Source organism: Myxococcus xanthus (assembly GCF_013116825.1).
Classification (GTDB): Bacteria; Myxococcota; Myxococcia; order Myxococcales; family Myxococcaceae; genus Myxococcus; species Myxococcus xanthus_B.
This window is the reverse complement of record NZ_JABFNS010000047.1, coordinates 34,804-57,604: the sequence shown is the minus strand read 5'-3', so window position 1 is coordinate 57,604 and position 22,801 is coordinate 34,804. Positions and strand designations below refer to the sequence as shown.

The window sequence follows — 22,801 nt, the reverse complement described above, 5'->3', positions numbered from 1 at the left end:
CCCCCGTGCCGTCCCCCGCCCCCAGGCAGCAGCCCTCCGCGCGCGAAGTAGACGCGTTCTGCATGCAGTACGCGCCCCGGGCGCCGGGCCACTCCGCCGTGCGGGATTTGTACCGGCTGCTGTGCGACGTGCCCGAGGGCGGCCTGGAGGACCGGCTCCAGTGGGTGGAGCGCTGGATGCAGTGGCTGCGCGAGCGCATCCCCGCCCACGCGCTGGTGGACGCCTCCGAACCCGAGGTCTCCGCCGCCGACAGCCGGCTGGCCCTGATGGTGCGCGTGCTCGAAGGCGAGCCCGCCATGCGCGCCGCCCTCACGCGGCTGGTGGCCACCGTGTTCGAGGGCAGCCGGGGCCTCAAGCTCTTCGCCCAGGTGGGCCTGCCCGCCGGACAGGGCTTCTTCGCGGAGGCGTCGGACCGGCTCGCCCGTTCGCTGCTGCCCGCCCCTCCGGAGCCCGGCAAGCTGTCGGAGCTGCTGCTGCGCCTGTGCCCGAACCCGGACGACGCGGACTGGCTGGCGCGGCTGGCCCCCGCGCGGCTCGCGCAGCTCGCGGCGCTGGTCGGGGAACCCGCGTCGCCAGGGCCCATGCCCGCCGCCCGCGTGCGAGCGGATTTGATGGACGCGCTGCTGATGCTGGCGGTGCAGGTGGCGGCCCTGGGCATGGCCGAGGACATACGCGACCGCAGCCCGGAGACGTCCTTCCGCGCCTCGCCCTTCCTGCGGATGCGGCTGGTCTGTGACGCGGTCCTGGCGCGCGACGCGGCGGCGGACACGCTGCGGGATTTGTCGCAATGCGTGGCCGACTGCCGCCAGGTGGTGGGCAACGTGTCGCGCCACCTGGAGGACTCGGGCGTCAGCGTGGACCTGGTGTACCGGCTGGAGCGCATCCGCCGGGTCCTGGAGCGCATGGAGGCCATTGCCCGCGTGCTGGGGGCCCCTCGGGGCGAAGCGCGCTGGCGCGAGGCCATGACGCTGGTGTCGGACCTGCTGCGGCGCGCGCACGCGGACCGCTCCGTGGTGGAGCTGGTGAAGCGCAACATGCGGATGCTGGCGCGCAAAATCATCGAACGCGCGGGGCACTCCGGCGAGCACTACATCACCAGCACCCGCGAGGGCTTCCACGCCATGGTGCACTCCGCGGCGGGCGGCGGGCTGGTGACGGCGGCGGCGGTGGCCAACAAGATGTTCCTGTCGGGCCTGATGCTGGCGCCCTTCTTCTCCTTCCTGGCCGTGGGCCTCAACTACGCCCTGGCCTTCCTCCTCATCCAAGCGCTGGGCTTCACCCTGGCCACCAAGCAGCCGTCCGTGACGGCGGCCACGCTGGCGGGCGCGGTGGGGGAAGGCGCCCGGGGGGAGCGGCTGGCCAGCCTGGTGGAGCTCATCCCGCGAATCACCCGCTCCCAGTTGGCGGCCTTCATGGGCAACCTGGGCGTCGTGGCCCCGGCGGCCGTCCTGTTCGCGCTGGGGTACCAGCTCATCACCGGCCACACCTTCATGAGCCCGGCCAAGGCCCAGGCCACGGTGGCCTCGCTGCATCCGTGGAAGAGCGGCACGCTGATATTCGCCGCCATGACGGGCGTCATGCTGTGGATGAGCAGCGTGGCGGGCGGTTGGCTGGAGAACTTCGTGGTGTACCGGCGGCTGCCCGAGGCGCTGGCCCACCACCGCGTGCTGCGGCGGCTCCTGGGGGATGCGCGCGCCCGGCGGCTGGCGGACACCTTCCAGCACGCGGCCTCCGGCCTGGGGGCCAACGTGACGCTGGGCTTCCTGCTGGCCCTGGGGCCGTTGGTGGGCGGCTTCTTCGGCCTGACGCTGGACGTGCGCCACGTCACCTTCGTGCTCGGCTCACTCTCCCTGGCGGGCACGGCGATGGGACCCGGCGCGGTGCTCCAGCCGGAGTTCCTGGCCGCGCTGGCGGGCATGGCCCTCACCGGCCTCATCAACTTCGGGGTGTCCTTCTCGCTGGCGCTGGGGGTGGCTGTCCGCGCCCGCGACGTCCCGACCCGGGAGGCCCTGCCCTTCGTTCGCGCCGTGCTCGGGCACCTGGTGAAGCACCCGCGCTCGTTCCTCTTGCCTCCCAAGGAGCCGGAAAACGACGTGCTGCGGGTCTCCGCGCCGCCCACCCCTTGAGGGAGGGCCCTGGCGCGCGCCGCCATGACGCGGACGTCCGTGGCAGGGTAGCGGCCGGGCGGCCGGGCTTTGCCTTTCGGGCCAGGGCGTTTGCCGGTAGGGTCGCCGCCGCATGAGCGGCGATAGAAACCCGAACTCCCACTCCCGTTTCGCCCAAGCCTTCGCCGGACTGCTGGTCCACAGGCCCGGGGCGGTCCTCCTGGTGATGCTGGCCCTGCTGGCCGTGTCGCTGTGGGGGACGTCGAAGCTGCACATCAACTCCAACCAGCTCGACCTCATCTCCCAGGACCTGGAAGAGGTGAAGGACGTCAAGCAGGTCATCGACATGGTGGGCGGCAGCGGCTTCCTCATGGTCGCCCTGCGCTCGGAGGACGAGGCCGCGCTCAAGCGCACCGCCGACGACCTCGCGAAAATCATGCAGGAGGACAAGGAGAACGTCCGAAACGTCTCCTACAAGCTGCCCGTCGAGTTCATCCAGCAGAACATGGTCCTCTTCGTGAAGACGGAGGACCTGGTCGAGGGCAAGCGCCGCATCATGGCGTTCCTGCGCGACAAGCTGAAGCGCAGCAACCCGTTCTTCATCGACCTGGGCGGCTCCAAGCCCGTCGAGCTCGACATGCAGGACCTGGTCGACAAGTACTCCTCCATTGGCAAGAAGAGCATCCGCGACGACTACAACATCTCCAACGACAAGAAGATGTTGATGCTGCTCGTCAAGCCGATGTGGGACAACACCGAAATCGGCAAGACGAAGGCCTACCTCGAGCGGCTCAAGGGCCAGATTGACGCGTACTCCGCGCAGCCGGGCAAGGTGAAGCTGGTGGAGGACTACCAGCTGATGGGGGATGGAAAGACCATCGCCTACGGCTTCACCGGTTCCTACAAGACGACGGTGGATGACTCCTACGCGATTGAAGAGTCGATGGAGCCGGTGACGCTCATCGCCCTGGGCTCCATCTTCCTCATCACCATCATCTTCTTCCGCAAGCTGGCGCCGACCTTCCTGGTCGTCATCGGCACGGTGGTGGGCACCATCTATACGCTCGGCCTCACCTACGCGACGGTGGGCGAGCTGAACATGATTACGTCCATCCTGGGCGGCATCCTGCTCGGCTTCGGCATCGACTACGGCATCCACTTCGTCTTCCGCACGCGGCTGGAGCTGGGCGCGGGCAAGCCGTACGACGTGGCCATCCGGGACGCGGTGATGAACGCGGGCCGTCCGGCCGCGGTGGCCGCGGTGGTGACGGCGGGCTCCTTCTTCGTGCTGATGGTCAGCGAGTTCCGCGGCTTCAGCCAGTTCGGCTTCCTGGCCGGCATGGGCACGCTCATCCTGGGCCTGACGCTGTTCTGCTGGAGCGCGGCCGTCCTGGCGCTGGCCGGCCGCATCAACCCGGAGCTGCCCCAGAAGCTCATCGGCGTGATGAAGCCGCCGCCCACCAACTCCGCCACCACCGGCAAGGAGCTGCGCATCCCCAAGCCGAAGATGGTGCTGGGCATCAGCACGGCCATCGTCGCGCTCATCTGCGCCGCCGCGGTGCCCTGGGCCGGTTCGGAGGAGCCGCCCAAGGGCGTGGAGCTGGGCTTCTTCGAGCGCCTCAAGTACGGCGTGAGCTTCAACTACAACACCCGCGCGCTCATCCCCGACGGCATGTCGTCCGTGCTGCTCCAGGACGAAATCAACGAGCGCTTCAACATCTCCAGCGACCCGATGGCCATCTACACCAAGGACCTGGACGAGGCCGAAGGTGTGTACCGGGAGCTGACGCAGAACGCGCACAAGTACCCCTCCATCGACCAGGTGGTGAGCATCTTCACCTTCGTGCCCCCGGCGGAGACGGCCGCGGCCAACGCCAAGGTGCTGGAGGAGTGGAAGGCGGAGATGCAGCAGTTGGAGGACGAGGGCTTCTCCGTCGCCGCGCTGCCGCCGGAGATGCAGGCCAACGCGGACTTCTTCAAGAAGGTGCTGGACGCCAAGCCCTTCGACGTCCACGGCGTCCCGGCCAACTACACCGCGCAGTTCCGCAACCTGCCCTCCGCGAAGCCGGAGAACCACGGCTACCTCACGTACATCTACGCGAGCGTCGACCTGATGGACGGCCAGAAGATGCTGAAGTTCTCCGACGAGACGAGGGTCATCAAGGCCGCGTACGCGCCGGGCAAGTTCGACCAGGACGCGTGGGACCCCAAGCCCCCCACGGTGGAGAAGGAGTTCCGCGCCGCGGGCGCCACGCAGCTCTATGCGCGGCTGGCGCGCATCGTCCTGTGGGACGGCAAGGTCACCGTGGTGCTCACCGCGCTCTGGATCCTGGCCATGCACTTCCTGGACTTCCGCAACGTGAAGCTGGCGCTGGCGTCCGTGATTCCGCTCGGCGTGGGCGTGGCGATGATGCTGGGCATCATGGCGCTGACGGGGCTGCGCCTGAACTTCATGAACATCATCATCCTGCCCATCCTCCTAGGCTTCGGGGTGAGTCACGGCCTCTACCTGCTCCACCGCTTCCTGGAGGGCACCTCACCCCTGGTGGCCTTGCGCAGCGTGGGCGCGGCCGTCGCGTCCTCCACGCTCACGGCGGTGGTGGCCTTCGCGGCGCTGCTGGCCGCGGCCCACAACGGCCTGCGCTCCATGGGTCTGGTAGCGTGCATTGGCCTCATCACCACGCTGGTGGTGTCCTTCACCGTGCTGGCCGCGGTGATGCAGCTCATGTACGACCGGCGTCAGCGCGAGTCGGGCGCGTCCTCCGGTGAGGGCGGCTCGACGGGCGGTGGCAAGGACACCGAGCCGAAGGCGGCCTGAGCCGTCTGGCCCGGGCGTGCACCTGAAGGAGGCCCCCTTCCCGCGGAAGGGGGCCGGGAGAGGGACATCATGATGAAGCGACTGTTGCCCGTGCTCGGGCTGGGCCTGCTGTCCGGATGCTCCGCGGTGAAGAATCAGCGGCTGCGCAGTGACTACGACACGGTGGACAAGCACCAGGTGAAGCGCTTGGTGGTGGTGACGCAGCCGCTGCCCGACGGCAAGGTCGCCGTGGGCGAGCTGTGGAGCCTCATCGCCCGCCAGTGGGTGAACCAGAACCGCGACTTCCTGGTGAAGGAGAGCGCGGCGCTGCCCGACGTGCCCACGGACGCCACGTTCAAGACGCTGTGCGTGGAGGGGCTGGAGGGCGTGCTGTGGCTGTCCCCCCAGATTCAGCTCCGGGGCAGCGGCGCGGAGGCCGCGGTGAGCGCGAAGCTGGTGCGCTGCCGCGACGGCGAAGAGGTCTGGTCCGCCGACGCCGCCGGGAGCTGGAACTCCAAGGACGAGGACTACGAGCAGCGCGTGGGCCAGTACGTCCAGGAGCTGGGTGAAGAAGTGGCGCCCTACGTGGTGCCGTCCAGCAAGCTGCTGACGGCCACGCTGGCCACCTTGCCCAATCCCGAACTGAGCGAAGCGGACAAGGACGAGAAAATCGAGCTGGGTGAGTAGGCTCCCCGCTCGTGGATGAGCAGATTGTCGCGCTGAGACTGGCCCTGGCCGCCCTGCTGGGGGGCGTGCTGGGCCTGGAGCGTGAGGTGCGCGGCCAGGCGGCCGGGCTGCGCACCCACATCCTCGTCTCCCTGGGCGCGTGCTGCTTCACGCTGGCCAGCGTCTTCATCGAAGTGGCCTTGGGCCCTGACACCCCCGAAGGGACCCGGGGCGACATCAGCCGCATCGCCAGCCAGGTGGTGGTGGGCATCGGCTTCCTCGGCGCGGGCGTCATCCTGCGCCACAACGGACAGGTGAAGGGCCTGACGACGGCGGCCAACCTCTGGCTCACCGCGTCCGTGGGCCTGGCCGCCGGCCTGGGCTTCTACTTCGCCGCCGTCACCACCATGACCATCGCCCTGCTGTGCCTGGCGGGCCTGCGCCCCCTGGAGCGCGCCATCAGGCGCTACCGGAAGCGGCAAGGCGCGACTCGCACCCCGGACGTGGACGAAGACGCCGACGCCTAGCGGCGCGCGCTCCCCGGACGTCGGGCCCGCGCAGTTGCTTGCGCCATAAACGCAACTCAGATACAACAACACCCAGTACATCAACACCGCCATCCCGACGTGACTCCGCGACAGCGCATCGTCGCGGCATGCCCTGTCATGTCCGCGCGGCTGGAGCCCACCATGCCCAAGGGAAACCGCACCATCATCCATCTCGTGTCGTCGGCGGGGACTGGCTACGTCTACACAACGACGAAGAACAAGCGGAAGTCGCAGGAGAAGCTCCAGCTCAAGAAGTACGACCCGCGCGTGCGCAAGCATGTGCTGTTCGTGGAGGGCAAGCCATGACGGCGCCCGCGGCCACGGCCCGGCTGCCGGTGACGGTGCTCTCCGGCTTCCTGGGCGCGGGCAAGACGACGCTGCTCAACCACGTCCTCCAGAACCGGGAGGGCCTGCGGGTGGCGGTCATCGTCAACGACATGAGCGAGGTGAACATCGATGGCCGGCTGGTGAAGACGGGCGGCGGCGCGCTGAGCCGCGTGGACGAGAAGCTGGTGGAGCTGTCCAACGGCTGCATCTGCTGCACGCTGCGCGAGGACCTGCTGCAGGAGGTCTCCCGGCTCGCCCGGGAGGGCCGCTTCGACTACCTGCTCATCGAATCCACCGGCATCTCCGAACCGCTGCCCGTCGCGGAGACGTTCACCTTCACGGACGAGCAGGGCCAGGGCCTGTCGGACGTCGCGCGGCTGGACACGCTCGTCACGGTGGTGGACGCCCTCAACTTCCTGCGGGACTGGAGCGCCGCGGATGACCTCGCCGCGCGCGGACTGGCAGCGGCGGACGAGGACGAGCGCACCGTGGTGGACCTGCTGGTGGAGCAGGTGGAGTTCGCGGACGTGCTCGTCCTCAACAAGACGGACCTCGTCCCGGCGGAGGAGCTGGCCCGGCTGAAGGACATCCTGCGCAAGCTCAACCCGGACGCGCACCTCGTCACCTCCGAGCGGGGCCGCGTGCCACCCTCCGCCGTGCTCAACACCGGCCGCTTCGACTTCGAACGCGCGCGGCGCGCCCCGGGCTGGCTCAAGGAGCTGCGGGGCGAACACACGCCGGAGACGGAGACCTACGGCATCCGCAGCTTCGTCTTCCGCGGCCGCGTTCCCTTTCACCCCGTGCGACTGTGGGACTTCATCCACGAGAGCTGGAAGGGCGTGCTGCGCTCCAAGGGCTTCTTCTGGCTCGCCACGCGGATGGACATCGCCGGTGTCTGGGCACAGGCGGGCGGCGCCTGCAGCTTCGAGCCTGGCGGCGTGTGGTGGGACGCGATGCCCCGCGCCGAGTGGCCGGAGGATGCGCAGGCGCGCGCCGACATCGAGCGCGAGTGCGTGGCCCCACACGGCGACCGGCGGCAGGAAATCGTCTTCATCACCCAGGACGCGGACCACGAGGAGATGGCCCGGCTGCTGGAGGCCTGTCTGCTCACGCCGGAGGAGCTGGCGCGCGGACCCCAACACTGGGCGCGGCTGGAAGACCCGTTCCCCGAATGGCAGGTGCAGCGGACGGACGCGCCCGACGAGGACGAGGAGCCCGCCTGATGCAGCCTGCCCTCCGCCTCCTCGCTCCGCCCGCCCATGCCTTCGTGTGGACGCCCGAGGAGCTCGCGGGCGTCTACCGCGAGGACCTCAACCTCTGCGTGTGCCGCCGGGGCCTGGACACGCCGCTGGCGCACTGGCTCAGCGACGTGGCGGCCACTCGCGAGTTGGACGTCATCGCCCGCGTACGGGGCGACGCGCCGGATTTGTGGCGCCGGTTGGATGGGCTGCCCGCGCCCGTCCACGCGCTGGAGCGATTCGACGTGGCGCTCCTCAAGGGCGAGTCCTGGCCCGGCAATCAGGGCAACGGCGCCGTGCACCGCTCCCCCGCCATCGCCAGCAGTGGCCGGCGGCGGCTCATTCTCTCCATCGAAGCACTCTAGAGGACCCCACCATGTCGAAGGTCTGTCAGGTCACCGGGAAGCGGCCGCTCGTCGGCAACACCGTCTCCCACGCCAACAACCGGCACAAGCGGCGCTCGCTGCCGAACCTCCAGTGGCACCGCTTCTGGGTGCCCAGCATGAACCGCTTCGTGAAGCTGCGGGTGAGCACGCACGGCATCCGCATCATCAACCAGCGCGGCATCGACCGCGTGGTGCGGGAGCTGCTCGCGGAGGGAGTGCAGCTCTGATGCGCCGGCGCGATGGACGCCCCACCCGGCCACCCCGCCTCCGGGCCGCCGCGCGGCACCGGCTTCATGGCCGTGAGTTCGCGCCCCCGCTGCTCGTCGACGTCGGGGCGGACGACGCGGACGAATCCCCGGCGCCGCCGTCCCACCTGAACGTCGTCCCTCCCCCGCCCCCCTGAGCGAGAAAGACACAGCCATGGCGAAGAAGAGCAAGGTCGCGCGCAACGCGCAGCGCAAGGCCCTGGTCGCGAAGTACGCGAAGCGCCGCGCGGCGCTGAAGGCGCGCATCCGCGACCTCACCCTGCCCTATGAAGAAAGGCGCGCGGCGCAGGACGCGCTGGCGTCACTGCCCCGCGACTCGAACCCCAACCGCGTGACGAACCGCTGCGCGCTGACGGGAAGGCCTCGGGGCAACCTGAGGCGCTTCGGCCTGTCTCGCATCGCGTTCCGTGAGAAGGCGCTCCGGGGAGAGATTCCCGGCGTCATCAAGTCGAGCTGGTGAGCAACGCCGCGGCGGGGGCGCTCAGTGGCGCGTGTACCGCCGCGCATCCCCGGAAGGCGCCTCGCGACGAGGCGCCGCTTCGCCCTCCCCGCCGGCCCACTGCTGCATGCCGGAGGGCTCCCGCGCCGGAGACGCTTCCTGGGACTCTTCGTCGGTGTCGTCGTCCGCCCAGCCCAGCCCGCCCGTCAAATCGTGCTGGAGCGGCAGGCCCGCCGTGGTGGAGGTCCGCCGCGCGGGGGCCAGGGCCTCCGGCTTGAGGTCCGGCAGGTGCGACAACTCCTCACGCAGGTAGACGTCCTCCCCGTCGATGTCCGCCACATCCGAGAAGGACAGCCGGCAATCGCGCGTGAAGAGGCGCCCTCTGCCGATGAAGAAACCCGCCGCGTCCGCGGCGATGATGGTGCCCACCTCCTCACCGTCCCGGTCTCTCGCGGTCATACCCATCTGGATGTTGGCGGGATTGAACATGCTTGCTCCTGGGGCGAGCCCGTGTGCTCGTCCCGGCAAGTTGCACACGACGGCTCGCATCCGGAATCCCCTTCAGGTCCGGTAGCCATGTTGGCAAGCCACCGCCGTCCGCCCCGCCCTCACGGGCGCGGGGTCAGGCCGTGTTCCGTCCCGAGGGCGAAGCCCCATGCTCGGAGGGCTCGTGGTCCGCGGGCTCCGCGTTCCCGACGCCCGGCGCGCCCGGCTCCATCGTCTCACTGAAGCGGCGGTCCATCTCCGTGCGCACGTAGCGCTCGATTTCCTCCGCCGTGGTCAGCTCCATGGCGTTCTGGAGCAGGTCCATGGCGTCCACGCGGCTCACCCGGCGCAGGAAGCGCTTCACCACCGGAATCTGCCCCGACGTCATGGACAGCTCGTCGAAGCCCAGCGCCAGCAGCACCAGGGTGTAGAGCGGATCTCCCGCCATTTCCCCACACATGGACACGGGGATGTTGGCCGCCCGGCCCGCGTCGATGATGCCGCGCAGCTGCCGGAGCACGGACAGGTGGAGGGGCCGGTAGAGGTAGGCGACCTCGCGATTCTGGCGGTCGATGGCCAGCGAGTACTGGATGAGGTCGTTGGTCCCCACCGAGAAGAAGTCCGCCTCCTGGGCCAGCCGGTCGGCGATGGTGGCCGCGCTGGGCGTCTCCACCATGATGCCCACGGGGAAGCGCTTGCCCACGGGGACACCCGCGCGGCCCAGCTCCGTGCGGCAGGCCTCCAGCTCGCTGCGGGCCTCACGCAGCTCGCTCACCCCGCAGATGAGGGGGAACATCAGCCGCAGGTTGCCGTGCACGCTGGCGCGCAGCAGGGCGCGCAGCTGGGTGCGGAACAGCTCCCGGTTGGACAGGCAGTACCGGATGGCCCGCAGGCCCATGGCCGGATTGGGTTCCTTCTCATGCTTCGTCTTGCCCGGCACCTTATCGCCGCCCAAATCCAACGTGCGGATGGTGACGGGGCGCCCGCCCATGGCCTCCAACACCTGGCGGTAGGCGCGATAGTGCTCCTCCTCGGTGGGCGCCGTCTTCCGGTCCAGGAACATGAACTCGGTGCGGTACAGGCCAATGCCCTCCGCGCCGTGCGCCAGCAGCGAGGGGATTTCCTCCAGGAATTCGATGTTGCCGTTGAGGCGGATCTGGAAGCCGTCGGTGCTGACGGCGGGCAGGTCCTTGGTCGCCAGGGCCAGCCGCTCGCTCTCCTGGTAGCGGCGCTGCTCCTGGCGGAAGACGGCGAGCTGCTCGTCCGAGGGGTTCACCAGCACCACGCCCCGGATGCCATCCATGGCCACCAGGTCGCCCGGCGAAATCTGTTCGCTGGCCCGGCCGGCGCCCACCACCGCGGGCGTCTCCCGCGCGCGGGCGACGATGGCGGTGTGGCTCGTCTGGCCGCCCAGGTCCGTCACGAAGCCCCCCACCCGGCCGCTGCGCGCCATCAGCGCCGCGTCCGCCGGAGACAAGTCGTGCGCGACGACGATGGCCTCCGCGGGGACTTCCACTTCCTCATCCACCACCTGCCCCATCAGGTTGCGGATGATTCGGTCGGCGACGTAGTCCACGTCCGAGCGGCGCTCGCGGAAGTACTCGTCGGGGATGTTGTCGAACAGGTGCTTGATTTTGCGCGCCACGCGCCGGACGGCCCACTCGGCGTTGATGCGGTCCTCGATGATGAGCCGGTTCACCTCGTCCACGAGCATGGGGTCGTGGAGCATCAACCGGTGCGCCTCGAGGATGAGGGCGTGGTCGCTGCCCTCGGTGCGCGTAATCTGTTCCTTCAGCTCGGCGAGCTGGCGGTCGGACAGGTCAATGGCTGTCTTCATCCGCATCCGCTCGGGCTCGACCTCCGCCTCCGCCAGCCGCAGCTTGGGCGTGCGGATGCGTTTGCGGTCCAGGATGAAGGCGTGCCCCACCGCCACGCCAGGAGAGGCGCCAATGCCCAACAACCTCAGAGTGGGGGTGGCCTGGCTGCTCACGGTTCCTTCCAATCCTGTCCGTCTACCGCGTTTTCCGACCAACCCTTCACTGCGCCTCGCCGAAACGGTCACCAATGAGCTTCGCCAGCTCCTGGAGACAGGCATCCGCGTCGTCGCCCTTGCAGGTGAGCTTCACCTGGGTGCCCTGGGCGGCGGCGAGCATCAGCACGCCCATGATGGATTTGGCATTGGCCCGCTGTCCCTGGGCTTCGATGGTGACCTCGCTCTTGAACCTGTTGGCCACCTTGACCATCTGCGCCGCGGCCCGGGCGTGCAGCCCCAGCGCGTTGATGATCTCGTATGTCCCTTCGACCACGCTTGCCATCGCGACTCCCACTCTCCTTAGAGGAATGCTCCCGCCACGCAGGCCAGGCCCGCCGCGACATAGAGCACCACGTAGTTCGGCACCCGACGGCTGACCAGCACGTAGGACGCCACCCCCAGGGCCAGGCATCCGGCCGCCAGCAGGGGCGCATACAGCCCACCCGCGTTGGCCCCGAATGACACCGCGAGCCAGGCGGCCACACCGCCCGCGCTCGCCGCCGCCACCGCCCGCAGCCGGGCCCCCCGCGCGGGGAGGTTGGCGCGAGCCACTGCTTCCACCAGCCTGTCGCCCAGCGTCAGGCCCAGCCAGTACAGGCGCACCCGCAGCAGCAGGTGCACCAGATTGTAGAGCACCAGGAACAGCGGCACCGCCCACACGCCCAGCAGCGGCACCAGCGCGGCGCTCACCGCCCCCGTCGCGGGCTTGAGGGACAGCCAGAAGAAGCCGTCCCCCAGCGCGGCCAAGGGCCCCATGAGCGCGGCCTTGAAGGCCACCACCTTGTCCGGCGTCTCCTCCCCCCGGGCAATGCGCTCCTCGTGGTTGATGACGCCGCCGACAATCGCCGCCGCGACGTAGGGGTGCGTGTTGAAGAAGACGAGATGCCGGCGCACCGCCTCCTCGCGCGCGGGCCCCTGCGGGTACAGCGCCGCCAGCGCGGGATAGACGGCGTAGGCCAGCCCCAGGTTCTGCATGCCCTTGGGGTTCCACGACGCCTGGAGGAAGAGCGAGCGCAGGAAGACGCGCAGCAGCACGCCGAAGGGCAGCGCGGCCGGGGGCGCGCTCATCGGTCCTCCAGGAGGAGGACGCACACGACGGACGCCGTCACCACCGCCGCGCCCAGCCCCGCGAAGAGCGGCGCGCGCCGCGCGTGGCTGCCCTGCGCCGCGATGGCCGCCGCCACGGACGCCATGGCCGGCCAGGCCCACGCCAGCCCGCGCACCACCACGGGGGGCAACGCCTGGAGCAACGGTTCGATGAAGAAGCCCAGCAGCGCGCAGAGCGCGGTGAGCGTGCCGTACACGGCGAAGTGGGGCCACATCCCCCACAGGTTCTGCCGCATGGCGCGGGTGATGTTCCCCGCCTCCGCGGAGGCCAGCGCCACCCGGGCCAGCCGCGCCGTGTAGCCCTCCAGCAGCCGGTCCCCCTTGCGGCCCACGCGTCCCAGGCCGATGAAGAGCAGCACGGCGATCGACCAGATGGCCGGCGTGGAGCCCGCGCCCGTGGCCGCGGACAACGTGGCCGCGGCGGCGCTGGTGCCGGTGGCCGCCAGGGTGTCGTTCTCCGGCAGCGCGGCGCCCAGGTTGGCGGTGCCCAGGAAGAACAGCTCCAGGAGCATGCCGATGGCCAGACCCGATGCCACGTCATCGAGCAGTGCGCCCATGACCGTGGCCGCGACCAGGGGCCGGGACATCATGGCCTGGAGGAACGCCTTGCGTTCCAATGCCACCAGTCCGCCCCACAGTCCCGCAAGCGCCACCTGGGTCCAGACGACGCTCACGCGCTCACCCGGCCTTCGCCCACCGCTCGCGGAGGTCCGGCAGGTCCACGGGCTTCTCGGCGGGCACCGCGCGGGCCGCCACCCGGATGCCCTGGTCTGCCAGTTGCTGGAGCGTCGTCAGCTCGGCCTCCGCCAGGAAGACGGACGGGGAGACCTGCCTGCGGCCGGTGCCGAAGTGCACGTTGCCCAGATTCAGCTCATCCATGGCCAGCCCGTGCGCATGCGCGAAGGGCACCGAGGCGACATCCCTCAGCAACACCAGGGTGCGCACACCGTCCTTGGACAGGGCGGCGAAGTCCACCTGGGACAGGGGCAGAATCTGCACCTCGATGGCGCTCTGGACGGCCAGGGCCATGGCGGCGCGGATGAGAGGACTGGAGGCCGCCTCGTCATCCGCCACGACCACCCGGGAGACTTTGAGGAACGGGAGCCAGGCCTCGACGACCTGACCATGGATGAGGCGGTTGTCGACGCGGACCAGGGTGATCACGGCAGTCTCGAATCGCCGACCCGCGCGGGTCCGTCAAGTTCGCGGCTGCTGTGCCTCGCGAAGCAGGGCGGATGCGCAGGTGATGTTGCGCTGGCCATGGGAAGCCAGCTGGTTGGCCATCTCCGGTAGCGACAACTGCTCCGAACGGAGCGAGTTCGCCTTCAGCAGCATGGGCAGGTTGACGCCAGCAAGGACCTCCACATTCATTCGCTGACACATCATCAGCGACTCCTTACAGGGCGTACCTCCGAAGAGGTCGGCCAGGATGATGACACCCGCGCCCTCATCCACTCGGGCGATCGCCTGCTTCATCTTCGCCCGGATGTCCTCGACAGGAGTTCCAGGCTCGATGTTACAGGCTGCCACCGCGGGAAGCTCTCCCACGATCTGCTCCGCGGTGGAGACCAGCTCCTCCGCCAGACGTCCGTGCGCTGCGACGACGAGGCCGACCATGTCCGCTCCTGACCAACCCCCCGAAGCTGCGTCCTACGCCTGAACGCTACGGCGCGCAACTCCGGCGAAAGTTTCCGCCCTGACCTCTGACCTAAGCTGCCTCTTCCCGCCTCGAAAGCTAAGACGACCACAGCGATGGTGCCCGAAATTACGGGTCCGGCCGCGCACAGGGCTGTCGCCTGCCGGACGGGGGAGCGACACCGCTTCCCCACACTCTATGAGATGCGCTGGAGACTTCCAGGGTGCGTCGAGAAGGTCGCCCATCATTAGGCGCCGTATCAACCGCCCGAAAGGCAAGCAGGCATCCAGAGGTCGTCTTTGGCGCCCGTTTTCGGCACGGCGGATTACTTGTGGGGATGCGGCGGGCCAGATGGGATGCGCCCGGCGTTGAACGCACCGGCCAGACTCCGGGGCGACGCGAGGACGTCATGGCCAAGACGAAGCTGCTGAAGCAAGGCGATGCGGTACCGGACATCACCCTCACCGGCGCGGGTGGGCAGTCGGTGCGGCTGCGTGACCTGGTGGGTCAGAAGGTATTGGTCGCCTACTTCTATCCGAAGGACGACTCGCCCGGTTGCACGGCCCAGGCCTGTGGACTGAGGGACCAGTACGAGGACTTCGTCGCCGCGGGCGCGGAGGTGGTGGGCATCAGCGGTGATTCGGTGGGCTCGCATGAGGGCTTCGCGGCGAAGCACCGGCTGCCCTTCAAGCTGCTCAGCGACGCGCGCGGCGAGGCGCGTGAGGCCTTCGGCGTGTCATCGTCGTTCCTGGGCCTCTTGCCCGGGCGGGTGACCTTCGTGGTGGACCGGTCGGGCATCGTCCGCGACAGCTTCGAGTCGCAGATTCGCGTCAGCGAGCACGTACGGCGCGCGCTCGAGCTGGTGCGCGCGCTCGCGCAGGAAGGTGGCGCACCGGCCTCCTCCGCGAAGTAACGAGCGGAGGGGCACGCCAGGTGACTCCGGGCCCCAGCGCCCCGGAGCACCGCCGCGGCTAGCGCCGCAAGACGGAGTCCTGCATCAACCACCCCGCGTCCCGGAAGCCCAGCTCCACAGCCTGGGACAACCTGCGCAGCGCGACGTCCTTCCGGCCGAGCCGGGCCGCCGAACACGCCGCGGAGTACGCGGCGTTCGGGTCCCGATTCCCCGCGTCCAGGGCCTCTTCATAGAGCGCCAGCGCCTCCGCGAGCTTCTCTTCTCGAGACAACGCGTCCGCCTTGCGCACCTGCATCCAGCCGGGCATCGGCGCGGCGGGCGGCTCCATGTGGGGCAGCCCCGCGCCGGGCGTGGAGGTCACGGGGGCCTCGGTGGGCGGCGAGGATTGGGGAGTGGAGGCCGGCGCATGGGCACACGCCGACATCAGCAAGCAGACAAGGGAGGAGATGAGCGTTCGCATGGCCCGCGTCCTATGAAGGCCCGCGCGGCGCCCCGATACGCTTCGTACGGGTGCCAGCACCGCACGCGCGAATCCCATGCGCGGACGGACGCGGCTGACCGCGTGTCTCACCACGTCATGTCACTTGGGCGAAAGCACCGACGTTCCCTGAGAGCTGGACGCAGCCAGCGCGTCTCCGCGTTGCGAGGACGCGCGTTGGCCCAGACCTTGCTCAAAGCCTCTCTGTCTCGCGATGCACGCGAGGCAGAAGGAGCTCCGTCATGATGTTCCCCGATGAGAACTGGTTCGACGACGTGGTGCTCAACATGGGCCTGTTGATGGCCCTGAAGGTGGCGGGCGTGGTGATGCTGCTCGTCACCTATGCCCACCCGTCGTGACGTGGTGGCACACCGCTTCCGTGCGCAGGGATTGCGCCGCGGAGGACGGCCACGGCCTCGTCACGCAGAACACCGGGCTGCGCGCGGTGCGGGCGCGTTATCGTGGGCCCATGTTCAACTCTTCCGGTAGGCGGTGGGGCGTCGCGGCGCTGTCCCTGGGAATGCTAGGCAGCGCGTGCGCGGCGCGGCAGGACGTCGTGCCATCCGCTGAAGCGACGCAGGAGACCCCGGCCATGGCAACGACCTTGACGTGCACGCTGAGCGGCCCGGCGCGGGTGCGCGCGGGCGAACCCGTGGAGTTGGTGTTCGAGCTCAGCAACTCCACGGCGCAATCCCTGCGCGTGCTCGGCTGGCACACGCCGCTGGAGGGCGTACTCAACAACATCTTCGACGTGTCCCGAGACGGGGGCTCGCTCGAATACCGGGGGCCCATGGCGAAGCGCGCGCCGCCCACGGCCGACAGCTACGTCACCCTCTCCCCCGGGACGTCGGTGGCAGGCAAGGTGGACATCGCTCGCTTCTATGACTTGCAGGCACCGGGAACGTACCGCATCGCGTTCCGAGGCCCGCTGATGGACGTCGCCCGGGAAGGCGAACCGGTGCCCGCTCCGAATGGCGGATTCCGTCCGGCGGAAGTGCCATGCCCCGTGGTGGAGGTCACCGTCACGCCCTGACGGCCAGGACACGCGCCTCGCGCGGACGGCGCTTCCGCGCGAGGTGACGCGCCGTCAGCCCGCCACCAACATGGCGCGCTGCCGCGCGGGGCGGATGCGAGCGGTGGCACCCGCGCCGAAGCGGAGGAAGTCCTCCTCCACGCCGTCGCTGAAGATGACGCCCTCCGACGCCATTCGCGACTCCAGCACCAGCTCGCGCGCCTCCGTCACGTCGCCCATCACCAGACTGGCGCCCGAGTGACGGCTGGCGAAGGGTTCGCGCACCACGAAAATCAGCTGCGGGTCCTCCCAGCCCAGGCGCACCGGCGCGCACGGCACGCCACCCGCGTGGGCCGTCACGCCTCGCGCCAGGTTGAAGATGGAGGACAGCCACCCGGTGGCGCCCGCGCCCGTGGACACCACCACGCCGCTGGAGGACTGGGACTCCTCCTGGTCCCCGGTGCGCAGCCGGTAGCGCGCGGACACGTGGGAGCGCGCCCCGATGAACAAGTCGTTGAAGGCCAGCAGCCGCTGACCGTCATCCAGCCGCGCCTCCGCCAACGTCACGCGCTTGAAGGCCGCCTTGCCCTCCAGCACGCGCCGCACCGCCCCGCGCGCCCCCGAAACCGGATGGGGCAACAGCACGCCGTCGAAGCGCTCCGGGTCCGGATTCACGCCCACCAGCGGCTGCTCCCCCACGTACTTCGCCACGTTCGCCACCAGCCCGTCCTGCCCCGCGACGACCACCACCTCCTTGCCGGTGAAGAGGAAGGTGGGCACCAGGCTCCGGTCCACCTGCTGCACCGGCAGCCCGAAGGACAGCGACTCCCGCAGCGAGTCCACGTTGCACCGGTAGGTTTCGTCCTCGCGGGTGAACTCGTCGAAGTCCTGCCCCGCGTGCTCCACGTAGAACTTCGCCTGCTTCCTGGTGTTGAAGCGCTCCACCAGGCCCGCCATCCGCGTGCGGCGGGTGACGAGCACGATTTTCTCGTACATGGCCCCCTCCTTCGCTTCAGCGCTCGCGGCCCGCCGCGCCCACCAGCGAGTGCAGGAGGTCCGGCGACACGTTCAGCTCGCCGATGCGCTGCGCGTTCTCCGCCATCTCCCGGAAGGCCAGGGCGATGTTGAGCGCCGGGTCCCCACCACTGGCCGACGTGGCCATCAGCGTCTTCCAATCCACCCCGCGCACGGGGGCCAGCGTCTTCTCCAGCGCGTACGCGCGGGCATCCGCGGCCTGCCGCTCGTTGTCGCTCCAGCGCGTCATCAGCGCGGCGCGCTGCTCCTCCACGGCGATGTCCGCGGCCATCTTCGCCTCGCGAATCTGCCGCTGCCGCGCCTCCACCGCCAGCTCCGTGGCCAGCTCGCTCTCCTTGATGCGCCGCTCCTGCTCCACCGCGGCGTTGCGGCGCGCGTAGATGGCTTCATCCGCGTTGCGCTGCAGCGCCTCGCGCGCCTCGGCCTCCAGCGCCCGCGCCATCTCCGGCGCCGGCTTCACCGACAGCAGCGAGAAGGCCATGACCTCCACGCCCAGCGCCTTCACCGGCTCCGCCACGGCCAGGGCCGCGAGCACCTGCTGCTCGATGGCGTCCGAGCGCACCAGCACCTCGCGCAGCGTCAGCCCCTGCACCACCGAGCGCGCCCGCACCTGCGCCACCTGCACCAGCCGCTCCTCGAGCTTCTCCGGGTCGTCCGAGTGGTAACGCCCCGTGGGGCCCAAGGAGTAGTCCAGCAACGATGCAAGCCGGCGCGGGTCGGTGACGCGCCACGTGAGCTGCCCTTGCAGCGTCACCGCCTGGAAGTCCCGCGTCACCTCGTTGAACACGAAGGGCACGTCCGCGCTGGACAGCGGCACCGACACCAGCGTCGCCGACGGCTTCCAGTAGAAGAACGAGAGCCCCGCCCCTTCCCGGACGACCTTCCCCCTCTCGAACTGCATCACGTACGTCGTCGGTGCCGCCTTCATGTAGCCGATGACCATGGGCCCTCCGCCCCTCTTCGTGTCCTCAAGACACATAGTTAGTGTCAAATAGACACGATTTCAAGTCAATGTGCGGAAGCGCGAGGTGCGGTCCCACGGATGTCCGGTGCCGAAACACGATTCATCCGCGTCGCGACACAAAGCACACAGGTCTCATGGACGAATGCGCCGGTCATGCGCAGGGTGGCGGGAGCCCCGGAGCTGGCGCCGGTGATGCCGGGCCAAGAGGAAAGGTGCATCGTGGCGACACACGAATGGCATCCGGTTGCAGCGAGATTTTCGCGCGCCGACCATTCCGCCGCCGCATGCAGTCCCTACCTTTCCAGGGCACTTTGGGAGAGCGCATGCGGATCGCGGTGATTTCGGACCTACATCTCGGGCGGCGTGATGCCGCCGACCACTTCGGGCACGACGACTCCGGGTTCCTGCGGTTCCTCCGTTTCTTGGAAGGCAACTTCGAGCACATCGTGCTGCTCGGGGACATCTTCGAAACGCTCACCCCGCGCACGCCGGGGCGGAAGGTGGCCGAGCTGCTGGCGGCCCGCGCGGCGCACCCGGAAATCGTCCGGCGCTTCGAGCTGCCGCGCTACCACTACATCCACGGCAACCACGACCTGGTGGCGGGCACCGTGCTGGGGGCGCCCGACCAGATGATTCTGGAGGCGGACGGCGTGCGGATGCTGTTCACCCACGGACACCACCACGACTGGATGATTCGCAAGGCGCGCCTGCTGTCGGAGGCGGCGGTGTGGGCCGGGGCGTGGCTGCGGCGGATGCGGATGCGGGCGATGTTCCGCTGGTTCCAGGCGCTGGACTTGAAAATCACCAACGCGCTGCCGGACCCGGCGCGGTGCACCTTCCAGCGCTGGGCCATGGCGCGGGCCAACGCGCATCACGCGGACGTCGTCGTCACCGGCCACACCCACCTGGGCCTGCGGGTGGAGCACGGCAGCAAGCTGTTCCTCAACAGCGGCACGTGCTCGGAGGGGCAGTTCTCCTTCCTCAGCCTGGACACCCGGGCCGCGAGCTACTCGCTGCACACCACCTGGTAGCCGTAGGACCGCGGGCGGGCAGGAAGGCGGCAGGGAGCCCGGTCCACCGCTTCTTCCTCCCCCATACCGCTGGCAGGGGAAGTAACATTGGCGAATGTTCAGGCGGCTCACCGAGGCGCTCCGCGTCCTGACGCGACGCTCCCCGACAAGAAGCCCCGGCCCCACGCCGGGTGCCCCTCGGCAGATGCTCCTCTCAGACGTGGCCGCTGACGGGCGGCCCCGGACGAAGAAGCCTGCCGCGCGCCGCTCATCGCCACGCACCACCCGGCTGGCGCGCTACTTCGACCTCCACGACGACTTCCACATCCCCGGCCGGCCCGAGCTGAGCGACCCGGTGGCGGTGGATGTCCGCCGGAAGCTGGACTCCGTCTGGCTCTTCACCTCCGGCGCCCGGGTGCGGAACGTGGGCAAGCTGCGCCTGGCGGTGACGCCGCCCGGACTGCCGCTGGACTTCTCGCTCGCGGGCGCGGGGCTCACCCCCGTCGTCTCCGCGCGGGTGGCCTCTGTCTTCCGGGAGCTGGCCCCCGATGACGTGCAGCTGCTGCCCGTGGAGGTGGAGGACCGCGACGAGCCCCACTTCATCCTCGTCGCCACCCGGCTGGTGCGCTGCATCGACGACCGGGCCTGCGAGGAGGTCATCCACTACACCGCCGAGGACGGCCCCCCCGAGCGCGTGGGGCACTACCGCAACGTCCGCGGACTCCGGGTCGACCCCACGAAGACGAACGGCGCCCGGGTGTTCCGCACCTGGGGCTGGCCGGTGAGCCTCATCGTGTCCGAGGGCATCAAGGAGGCCCTGGAGCATGCCGGCATCGTCGGCGCGCGCTTCGCCGAGGTGACGAAGCCCCCGCGCAAGCCCCGCCGGAAGAAGACAGCCTCCAAGAAGTCCCGGACCAAGCGCCGCTGAGCCCACGCCCCTCCAGTCCCGCGGGAGCGACAGAGTTGCCACCTGACTGGAAACTTGTGGGGTAGGGGCACCAACAATATCTTCCTCGTTTTCCAGCAAATACCTGGGGACGACGTTGGACAACGAGGACAGCTCTTTCGGCAAGTACCGGCTTGTCCAGCAGTTGGCGACCGGCGGGATGGCCCAGCTCTATCTGGCCTCCATCGACGGCCCCGACGGGTTCACCAAGTCCTGCGTCATCAAGCGCGTCCTGCCGGAGTACGCCAGCCTGGAGTCGTTCAGCCGCATGTTCGCGGACGAGGCGAAGGTCGCCGCGCTGCTGACGCACCCGAACATCGTGCAGGTCTTCGACTTCGGGCGGGTGGACGGCCAGTACTACCTGGCCATGGAGTGGATTCAGGGCCACTCGTTGGACCGGCTGCTGCGGCAGGCCCTCCGCAGCGGGCGGGTGGTGGGGACTCGCGTGGCGGTGGACGTGGGGCTCGCGGTGGCGGACGCGCTCGCGTACGCGCACGCGAAGACGCTGCCGGATGGAACGCCCCTGATGCTGGTGCACCGCGACGTCACGCCGGGCAACGTGCTGGTGTCGCGCGACGGCATCATCAAGCTGGCGGACTTCGGCATCGTGAAGAGCGCCGTCAACGCGGAGCGCACCGTCGCCGGGGTGGTGAAGGGCAAGTACCCGTACATGTCCCCGGAGCAGATCACCAGCCAGGAGCTGGACCACCGCTCCGACCTGTATTCGCTGGGCATCGTCCTCTACGAGGCCGCCACCGGCCGCCGCCTGTTCAAGCGCGACACGCTGGAGGCCACCATCATGGCCGCGTCCCAGGCGAACGTGCCGCCGCCATCGGAGGGGACGCCCGACTTCCCCGAGGAGCTGGAGCGCATCATCCTCCGGCTGCTGCAGAAGGCCCCCTCCGCGCGATACCAGAGCGCTCGGGAGCTGCGCGACGACCTGGAGCGCTTCCGCGCCGCCCAGCAGTGGGCGTCGGGGACGCATGAGATGGCGGCGCTCGTCGCCGAGCTGTTTCCCCCCGGCACCACGGGCCAGCCGCCCACCGCGCTGCCCGCCTCCAGCACCTCCCATGGCAGCAACTCCGCCACGGGCCGGACACCCGCCCCCAGCGCCGAGCCCAAGCGAGAGCTGAGCAGCACCTCCGCCGCGACGCGGGCGCATGGCGCGGTGGAGGTGCCGCTCGACACGAGCGCCCAGGGATTTCCGTGGGGAATCGCCCTGGCCGCTGGCTGCGCGGTCCTGGGCACGGCGCTGTTCTGGTTACTGGCCCCCTGAGCGGCTGCCGCCCGGCGCTGACGGCGCGGCAACGAGACCCTGATGAAACAGAAGACGTGGATTGCCATCATCATCCTGGGCACGCTCGCCGCCAACGCGGTGGCCTACCGCGTGGTGCGAAGCCGACGTGACAGCGCCCCCGAAGCCACGCCGGGCGCCATCACCCATACGCCGCCCACCCCGCCGCCCACCGTGCCCGAGGAACCTCCGAAAGAGGACCCGAACGAAGGCCTCGCCCGGGCCCGCCGCGCCGCGGGACTGGCCGCGCTGGAGGACCGCGACTACGACGCGGCCGTCTCCGACTTCACGGAGGCGCTGCGGCTGCGCAAGGACGACCAGGGCGACCTCGTGGAGCTGCTGCGCATCGCGGCCGAATTGCGAACGCGAGAGCAGGCGCGTCAGCAAGGCGAGCAGGCCCGCGCCCAACGCGAGCCCACGCCGGCTCCCGCACGCTCCGTCCAGCGCACGCGGCCGGCGCGCGGTACAGCCCGGGCTCAGCCTCGCCAGGAGTCCACTTCCGCGGACGAGGCACGCGGCGGGTTGCTGCTGGTGACGTCCACGCCCCCCGGGCTGATGGTGCGGGTGGACGGCAAGCCCATGGACCTCACGCCGGCGCGGCTGCCGCTGCGCGCGGGGACGTACCGCGTGGCGCTCGCGCAGGGTGAGCGCACGCTGGCCGAGGAGACGGTGGCGTTGGGCGAGGACGACGTGCGCTCCCTCAACCGCGACCTCACCGCCGAGCTCGCTCCCGCGCCAAGGCCCACGGCGAACGCACCGGCCTCCGTGGAGGCGCCGCCTCCCGCCGCCGCGCCCGCGGCCACCAGCCCCGCGGCCACCGCGGCGCGCGCCGATTCGCCTCCCACCGCCGAGCCGTCCGTGGCCACCGCCGCTCCCACGGCGACGGGCAAGGGCCGCCTGGACGTGACGTCTCCCGGCCTCTACGGCGAGGTGTGGATCAACAACCGGCCGTATGGCTTCCCGCCGCTCGTCGCCCAGGGACTTCCCGCGGGGCCCGCGCGACTGGAGGTCCGCGTCAATGGCGTGGTGAAGCGGAAGCTGACCGTCGACGTCGTGGCGGACCAGAGCACCGCCGTCCGCATCCGCTGACCTGAAGGTCGTTCGCGCGGCGAGCCG

At 69.9% G+C, this 22,801-nt stretch carries 25 protein-coding genes; 15 read left to right on the top strand and 10 right to left on the bottom strand.

Annotation, left to right across the window (positions count from 1 at the left end; all coding sequences use genetic code 11):
* The 9 genes from HNV26_RS16050 to rpsN all read left to right on the top strand — a co-directional run.
* Window positions 1–2,126 (top strand): site-specific recombinase (locus tag HNV26_RS16050; protein ID WP_253816646.1); only part of this gene is annotated, 2,126 nt, incomplete at its 5' end.
* Between the two features lie 112 nt (window positions 2,127–2,238).
* A complete protein-coding gene (locus HNV26_RS16045) occupies window positions 2,239–4,923 on the top strand; it encodes an efflux RND transporter permease subunit (RefSeq protein ID WP_171445362.1) in 2,685 nt (894 codons plus the stop codon).
* Between the two features lie 69 nt (window positions 4,924–4,992).
* The gene (locus tag HNV26_RS16040; protein WP_011556452.1) at window positions 4,993–5,589 is read left to right on the top strand and encodes an MXAN_6521/LA_1396 family lipoprotein; all 597 of its coding nucleotides are present in this window, start codon (window positions 4,993–4,995) and stop codon (window positions 5,587–5,589) included.
* An 11-nt stretch (window positions 5,590–5,600) separates the two neighbouring features.
* Complete coding sequence (locus HNV26_RS16035; RefSeq protein WP_171445363.1) at window positions 5,601–6,095, top strand: MgtC/SapB family protein; 495 nt, start codon at window positions 5,601–5,603, stop codon at window positions 6,093–6,095.
* A gap of 162 nt (window positions 6,096–6,257) precedes the next feature.
* Entirely contained in the window at window positions 6,258–6,422 is a 165-nt protein-coding gene (rpmG, locus tag HNV26_RS16030; RefSeq protein ID WP_171445364.1) for a 50S ribosomal protein L33, read from the top strand.
* On the top strand, window positions 6,419–7,666 hold the full coding sequence (gene zigA / locus HNV26_RS16025) for a zinc metallochaperone GTPase ZigA (protein WP_171445365.1): 1,248 nt from the start codon (window positions 6,419–6,421) through the stop codon (window positions 7,664–7,666). The genes rpmG and zigA overlap by 4 nt, the downstream gene beginning before the upstream one ends.
* Window positions 7,666–8,046 (top strand): DUF1826 domain-containing protein, encoded by a 381-nt coding sequence (locus tag HNV26_RS16020; protein ID WP_171445366.1) that lies wholly within the window; start codon window positions 7,666–7,668, stop codon window positions 8,044–8,046. Before zigA ends, HNV26_RS16020 begins: the two co-directional genes overlap by 1 nt.
* Window positions 8,047–8,057: 11 nt before the next feature.
* Window positions 8,058–8,294, top strand: a complete 237-nt coding sequence (gene rpmB / locus HNV26_RS16015; protein ID WP_171445367.1) for a 50S ribosomal protein L28 — start codon at window positions 8,058–8,060, stop codon at window positions 8,292–8,294.
* Window positions 8,295–8,487: 193 nt separating this feature from the next.
* Window positions 8,488–8,793 (top strand): 30S ribosomal protein S14, encoded by a 306-nt coding sequence (rpsN, locus tag HNV26_RS16010; RefSeq protein WP_140867934.1) that lies wholly within the window; start codon window positions 8,488–8,490, stop codon window positions 8,791–8,793.
* Window positions 8,794–8,814: 21 nt separating this feature from the next.
* Here rpsN and HNV26_RS16005 read toward each other — a convergent pair whose 3' ends face one another.
* The 7 genes from HNV26_RS16005 to HNV26_RS15975 form a co-directional block, all read right to left on the bottom strand.
* Complete coding sequence (locus tag HNV26_RS16005; RefSeq protein WP_171452826.1) at window positions 8,815–9,261, bottom strand: hypothetical protein; 447 nt, start codon at window positions 9,259–9,261, stop codon at window positions 8,815–8,817.
* Between the two features lie 133 nt (window positions 9,262–9,394).
* On the bottom strand, window positions 9,395–11,248 hold the full coding sequence (gene ptsP / locus HNV26_RS16000) for a phosphoenolpyruvate--protein phosphotransferase (RefSeq protein WP_171442478.1): 1,854 nt from the start codon (window positions 11,246–11,248) through the stop codon (window positions 9,395–9,397).
* Between the two features lie 46 nt (window positions 11,249–11,294).
* On the bottom strand, window positions 11,295–11,573 hold the full coding sequence (locus HNV26_RS15995; RefSeq protein ID WP_002633201.1) for an HPr family phosphocarrier protein: 279 nt from the start codon (window positions 11,571–11,573) through the stop codon (window positions 11,295–11,297).
* A 17-nt stretch (window positions 11,574–11,590) separates the two neighbouring features.
* The gene (locus HNV26_RS15990; protein WP_090488299.1) at window positions 11,591–12,358 is read right to left on the bottom strand and encodes a PTS system mannose/fructose/sorbose family transporter subunit IID; all 768 of its coding nucleotides are present in this window, start codon (window positions 12,356–12,358) and stop codon (window positions 11,591–11,593) included.
* On the bottom strand, window positions 12,355–13,071 hold the full coding sequence (locus HNV26_RS15985; RefSeq protein WP_171442477.1) for a PTS sugar transporter subunit IIC: 717 nt from the start codon (window positions 13,069–13,071) through the stop codon (window positions 12,355–12,357). Before HNV26_RS15985 ends, HNV26_RS15990 begins: the two co-directional genes overlap by 4 nt.
* 4 nt (window positions 13,072–13,075) lie before the next feature.
* Window positions 13,076–13,561, bottom strand: a complete 486-nt coding sequence (locus HNV26_RS15980; protein ID WP_171442476.1) for a PTS sugar transporter subunit IIB — start codon at window positions 13,559–13,561, stop codon at window positions 13,076–13,078.
* A 33-nt stretch (window positions 13,562–13,594) separates the two neighbouring features.
* Window positions 13,595–14,014: a PTS sugar transporter subunit IIA gene (locus HNV26_RS15975; protein WP_011556465.1), complete on the bottom strand. Its 420-nt coding sequence runs from the start codon at window positions 14,012–14,014 to the stop codon at window positions 13,595–13,597.
* A 428-nt stretch (window positions 14,015–14,442) separates the two neighbouring features.
* Between HNV26_RS15975 and HNV26_RS15970 the strand changes: the two genes are divergently transcribed.
* Window positions 14,443–14,946: a peroxiredoxin gene (locus HNV26_RS15970; RefSeq protein WP_171442475.1), complete on the top strand. Its 504-nt coding sequence runs from the start codon at window positions 14,443–14,445 to the stop codon at window positions 14,944–14,946.
* 58 nt (window positions 14,947–15,004) lie between these two features.
* Here the strand turns inward: HNV26_RS15970 and HNV26_RS15965 are convergent, their stop codons facing one another.
* Complete coding sequence (locus tag HNV26_RS15965; RefSeq protein ID WP_253816644.1) at window positions 15,005–15,406, bottom strand: TPR end-of-group domain-containing protein; 402 nt, start codon at window positions 15,404–15,406, stop codon at window positions 15,005–15,007.
* A 610-nt stretch (window positions 15,407–16,016) separates the two neighbouring features.
* Between HNV26_RS15965 and HNV26_RS15960 the strand changes: the two genes are divergently transcribed.
* A complete protein-coding gene (locus HNV26_RS15960; protein ID WP_253816642.1) occupies window positions 16,017–16,457 on the top strand; it encodes a protease in 441 nt (146 codons plus the stop codon).
* Between the two features lie 54 nt (window positions 16,458–16,511).
* On the opposite strand, the gene HNV26_RS15955 is transcribed toward HNV26_RS15960, so the two are convergent.
* Together HNV26_RS15955 and HNV26_RS15950 are read right to left on the bottom strand one after the other, a co-directional pair.
* On the bottom strand, window positions 16,512–17,432 hold the full coding sequence (locus HNV26_RS15955; RefSeq protein WP_171442474.1) for a diacylglycerol kinase catalytic domain-containing protein: 921 nt from the start codon (window positions 17,430–17,432) through the stop codon (window positions 16,512–16,514).
* A gap of 16 nt (window positions 17,433–17,448) precedes the next feature.
* Entirely contained in the window at window positions 17,449–18,414 is a 966-nt protein-coding gene (locus HNV26_RS15950; protein ID WP_171442473.1) for an SPFH domain-containing protein, read from the bottom strand.
* Between the two features lie 344 nt (window positions 18,415–18,758).
* On the opposite strand from HNV26_RS15950, the gene HNV26_RS15945 reads away from it, so the two are divergent.
* From HNV26_RS15945 to HNV26_RS15930, 4 genes are all read left to right on the top strand, one after another.
* Entirely contained in the window at window positions 18,759–19,466 is a 708-nt protein-coding gene (locus HNV26_RS15945) for a metallophosphoesterase family protein (protein WP_140795467.1), read from the top strand.
* Between the two features lie 184 nt (window positions 19,467–19,650).
* Entirely contained in the window at window positions 19,651–20,373 is a 723-nt protein-coding gene (locus HNV26_RS15940) for an imm11 family protein (protein ID WP_171442472.1), read from the top strand.
* A gap of 115 nt (window positions 20,374–20,488) precedes the next feature.
* Complete coding sequence (locus HNV26_RS15935; protein WP_171442471.1) at window positions 20,489–21,667, top strand: serine/threonine-protein kinase; 1,179 nt, start codon at window positions 20,489–20,491, stop codon at window positions 21,665–21,667.
* A 42-nt stretch (window positions 21,668–21,709) separates the two neighbouring features.
* Complete coding sequence (locus HNV26_RS15930; RefSeq protein WP_171442470.1) at window positions 21,710–22,774, top strand: PEGA domain-containing protein; 1,065 nt, start codon at window positions 21,710–21,712, stop codon at window positions 22,772–22,774.
* The last annotated feature ends 27 nt before the right edge of the window (window positions 22,775–22,801 follow it).

Excerpts from the sequence above, each read along its gene's own strand:
- HNV26_RS16020 (WP_171445366.1), top strand. The coding sequence starts at position 7,666 with ATGCAGCCTGCCCTCCGCCTCCTCGCTCCGCCCGCCCATGCCTTCGTG.
- rpmB (WP_171445367.1), top strand. The coding sequence starts at position 8,058 with ATGTCGAAGGTCTGTCAGGTCACCGGGAAGCGGCCGCTCGTCGGCAAC.
- HNV26_RS15965 (WP_253816644.1), bottom strand. The coding sequence starts at position 15,406 with ATGCGAACGCTCATCTCCTCCCTTGTCTGCTTGCTGATGTCGGCGTGT.
- HNV26_RS16040 (WP_011556452.1), top strand. The coding sequence starts at position 4,993 with ATGATGAAGCGACTGTTGCCCGTGCTCGGGCTGGGCCTGCTGTCCGGA.
- HNV26_RS15975 (WP_011556465.1), bottom strand. The coding sequence starts at position 14,014 with ATGGTCGGCCTCGTCGTCGCAGCGCACGGACGTCTGGCGGAGGAGCTG.
- HNV26_RS15960 (WP_253816642.1), top strand. The coding sequence starts at position 16,017 with ATGGCAACGACCTTGACGTGCACGCTGAGCGGCCCGGCGCGGGTGCGC.
- HNV26_RS15990 (WP_090488299.1), bottom strand. The coding sequence starts at position 12,358 with ATGAGCGCGCCCCCGGCCGCGCTGCCCTTCGGCGTGCTGCTGCGCGTC.
- rpsN (WP_140867934.1), top strand. The coding sequence starts at position 8,488 with ATGGCGAAGAAGAGCAAGGTCGCGCGCAACGCGCAGCGCAAGGCCCTG.
- HNV26_RS15930 (WP_171442470.1), top strand. The coding sequence starts at position 21,710 with ATGAAACAGAAGACGTGGATTGCCATCATCATCCTGGGCACGCTCGCC.
- HNV26_RS15995 (WP_002633201.1), bottom strand. The coding sequence starts at position 11,573 with ATGGCAAGCGTGGTCGAAGGGACATACGAGATCATCAACGCGCTGGGG.
- zigA (WP_171445365.1), top strand. The coding sequence starts at position 6,419 with ATGACGGCGCCCGCGGCCACGGCCCGGCTGCCGGTGACGGTGCTCTCC.
- HNV26_RS15955 (WP_171442474.1), bottom strand. The coding sequence starts at position 17,432 with ATGTACGAGAAAATCGTGCTCGTCACCCGCCGCACGCGGATGGCGGGC.
- HNV26_RS15940 (WP_171442472.1), top strand. The coding sequence starts at position 19,651 with ATGCTCCTCTCAGACGTGGCCGCTGACGGGCGGCCCCGGACGAAGAAG.
- rpmG (WP_171445364.1), top strand. The coding sequence starts at position 6,258 with ATGCCCAAGGGAAACCGCACCATCATCCATCTCGTGTCGTCGGCGGGG.
- HNV26_RS15970 (WP_171442475.1), top strand. The coding sequence starts at position 14,443 with ATGGCCAAGACGAAGCTGCTGAAGCAAGGCGATGCGGTACCGGACATC.
- HNV26_RS16045 (WP_171445362.1), top strand. The coding sequence starts at position 2,239 with ATGAGCGGCGATAGAAACCCGAACTCCCACTCCCGTTTCGCCCAAGCC.
- HNV26_RS15950 (WP_171442473.1), bottom strand. The coding sequence starts at position 18,414 with ATGGTCATCGGCTACATGAAGGCGGCACCGACGACGTACGTGATGCAG.
- HNV26_RS16005 (WP_171452826.1), bottom strand. The coding sequence starts at position 9,261 with ATGTTCAATCCCGCCAACATCCAGATGGGTATGACCGCGAGAGACCGG.
- HNV26_RS15945 (WP_140795467.1), top strand. The coding sequence starts at position 18,759 with ATGCGGATCGCGGTGATTTCGGACCTACATCTCGGGCGGCGTGATGCC.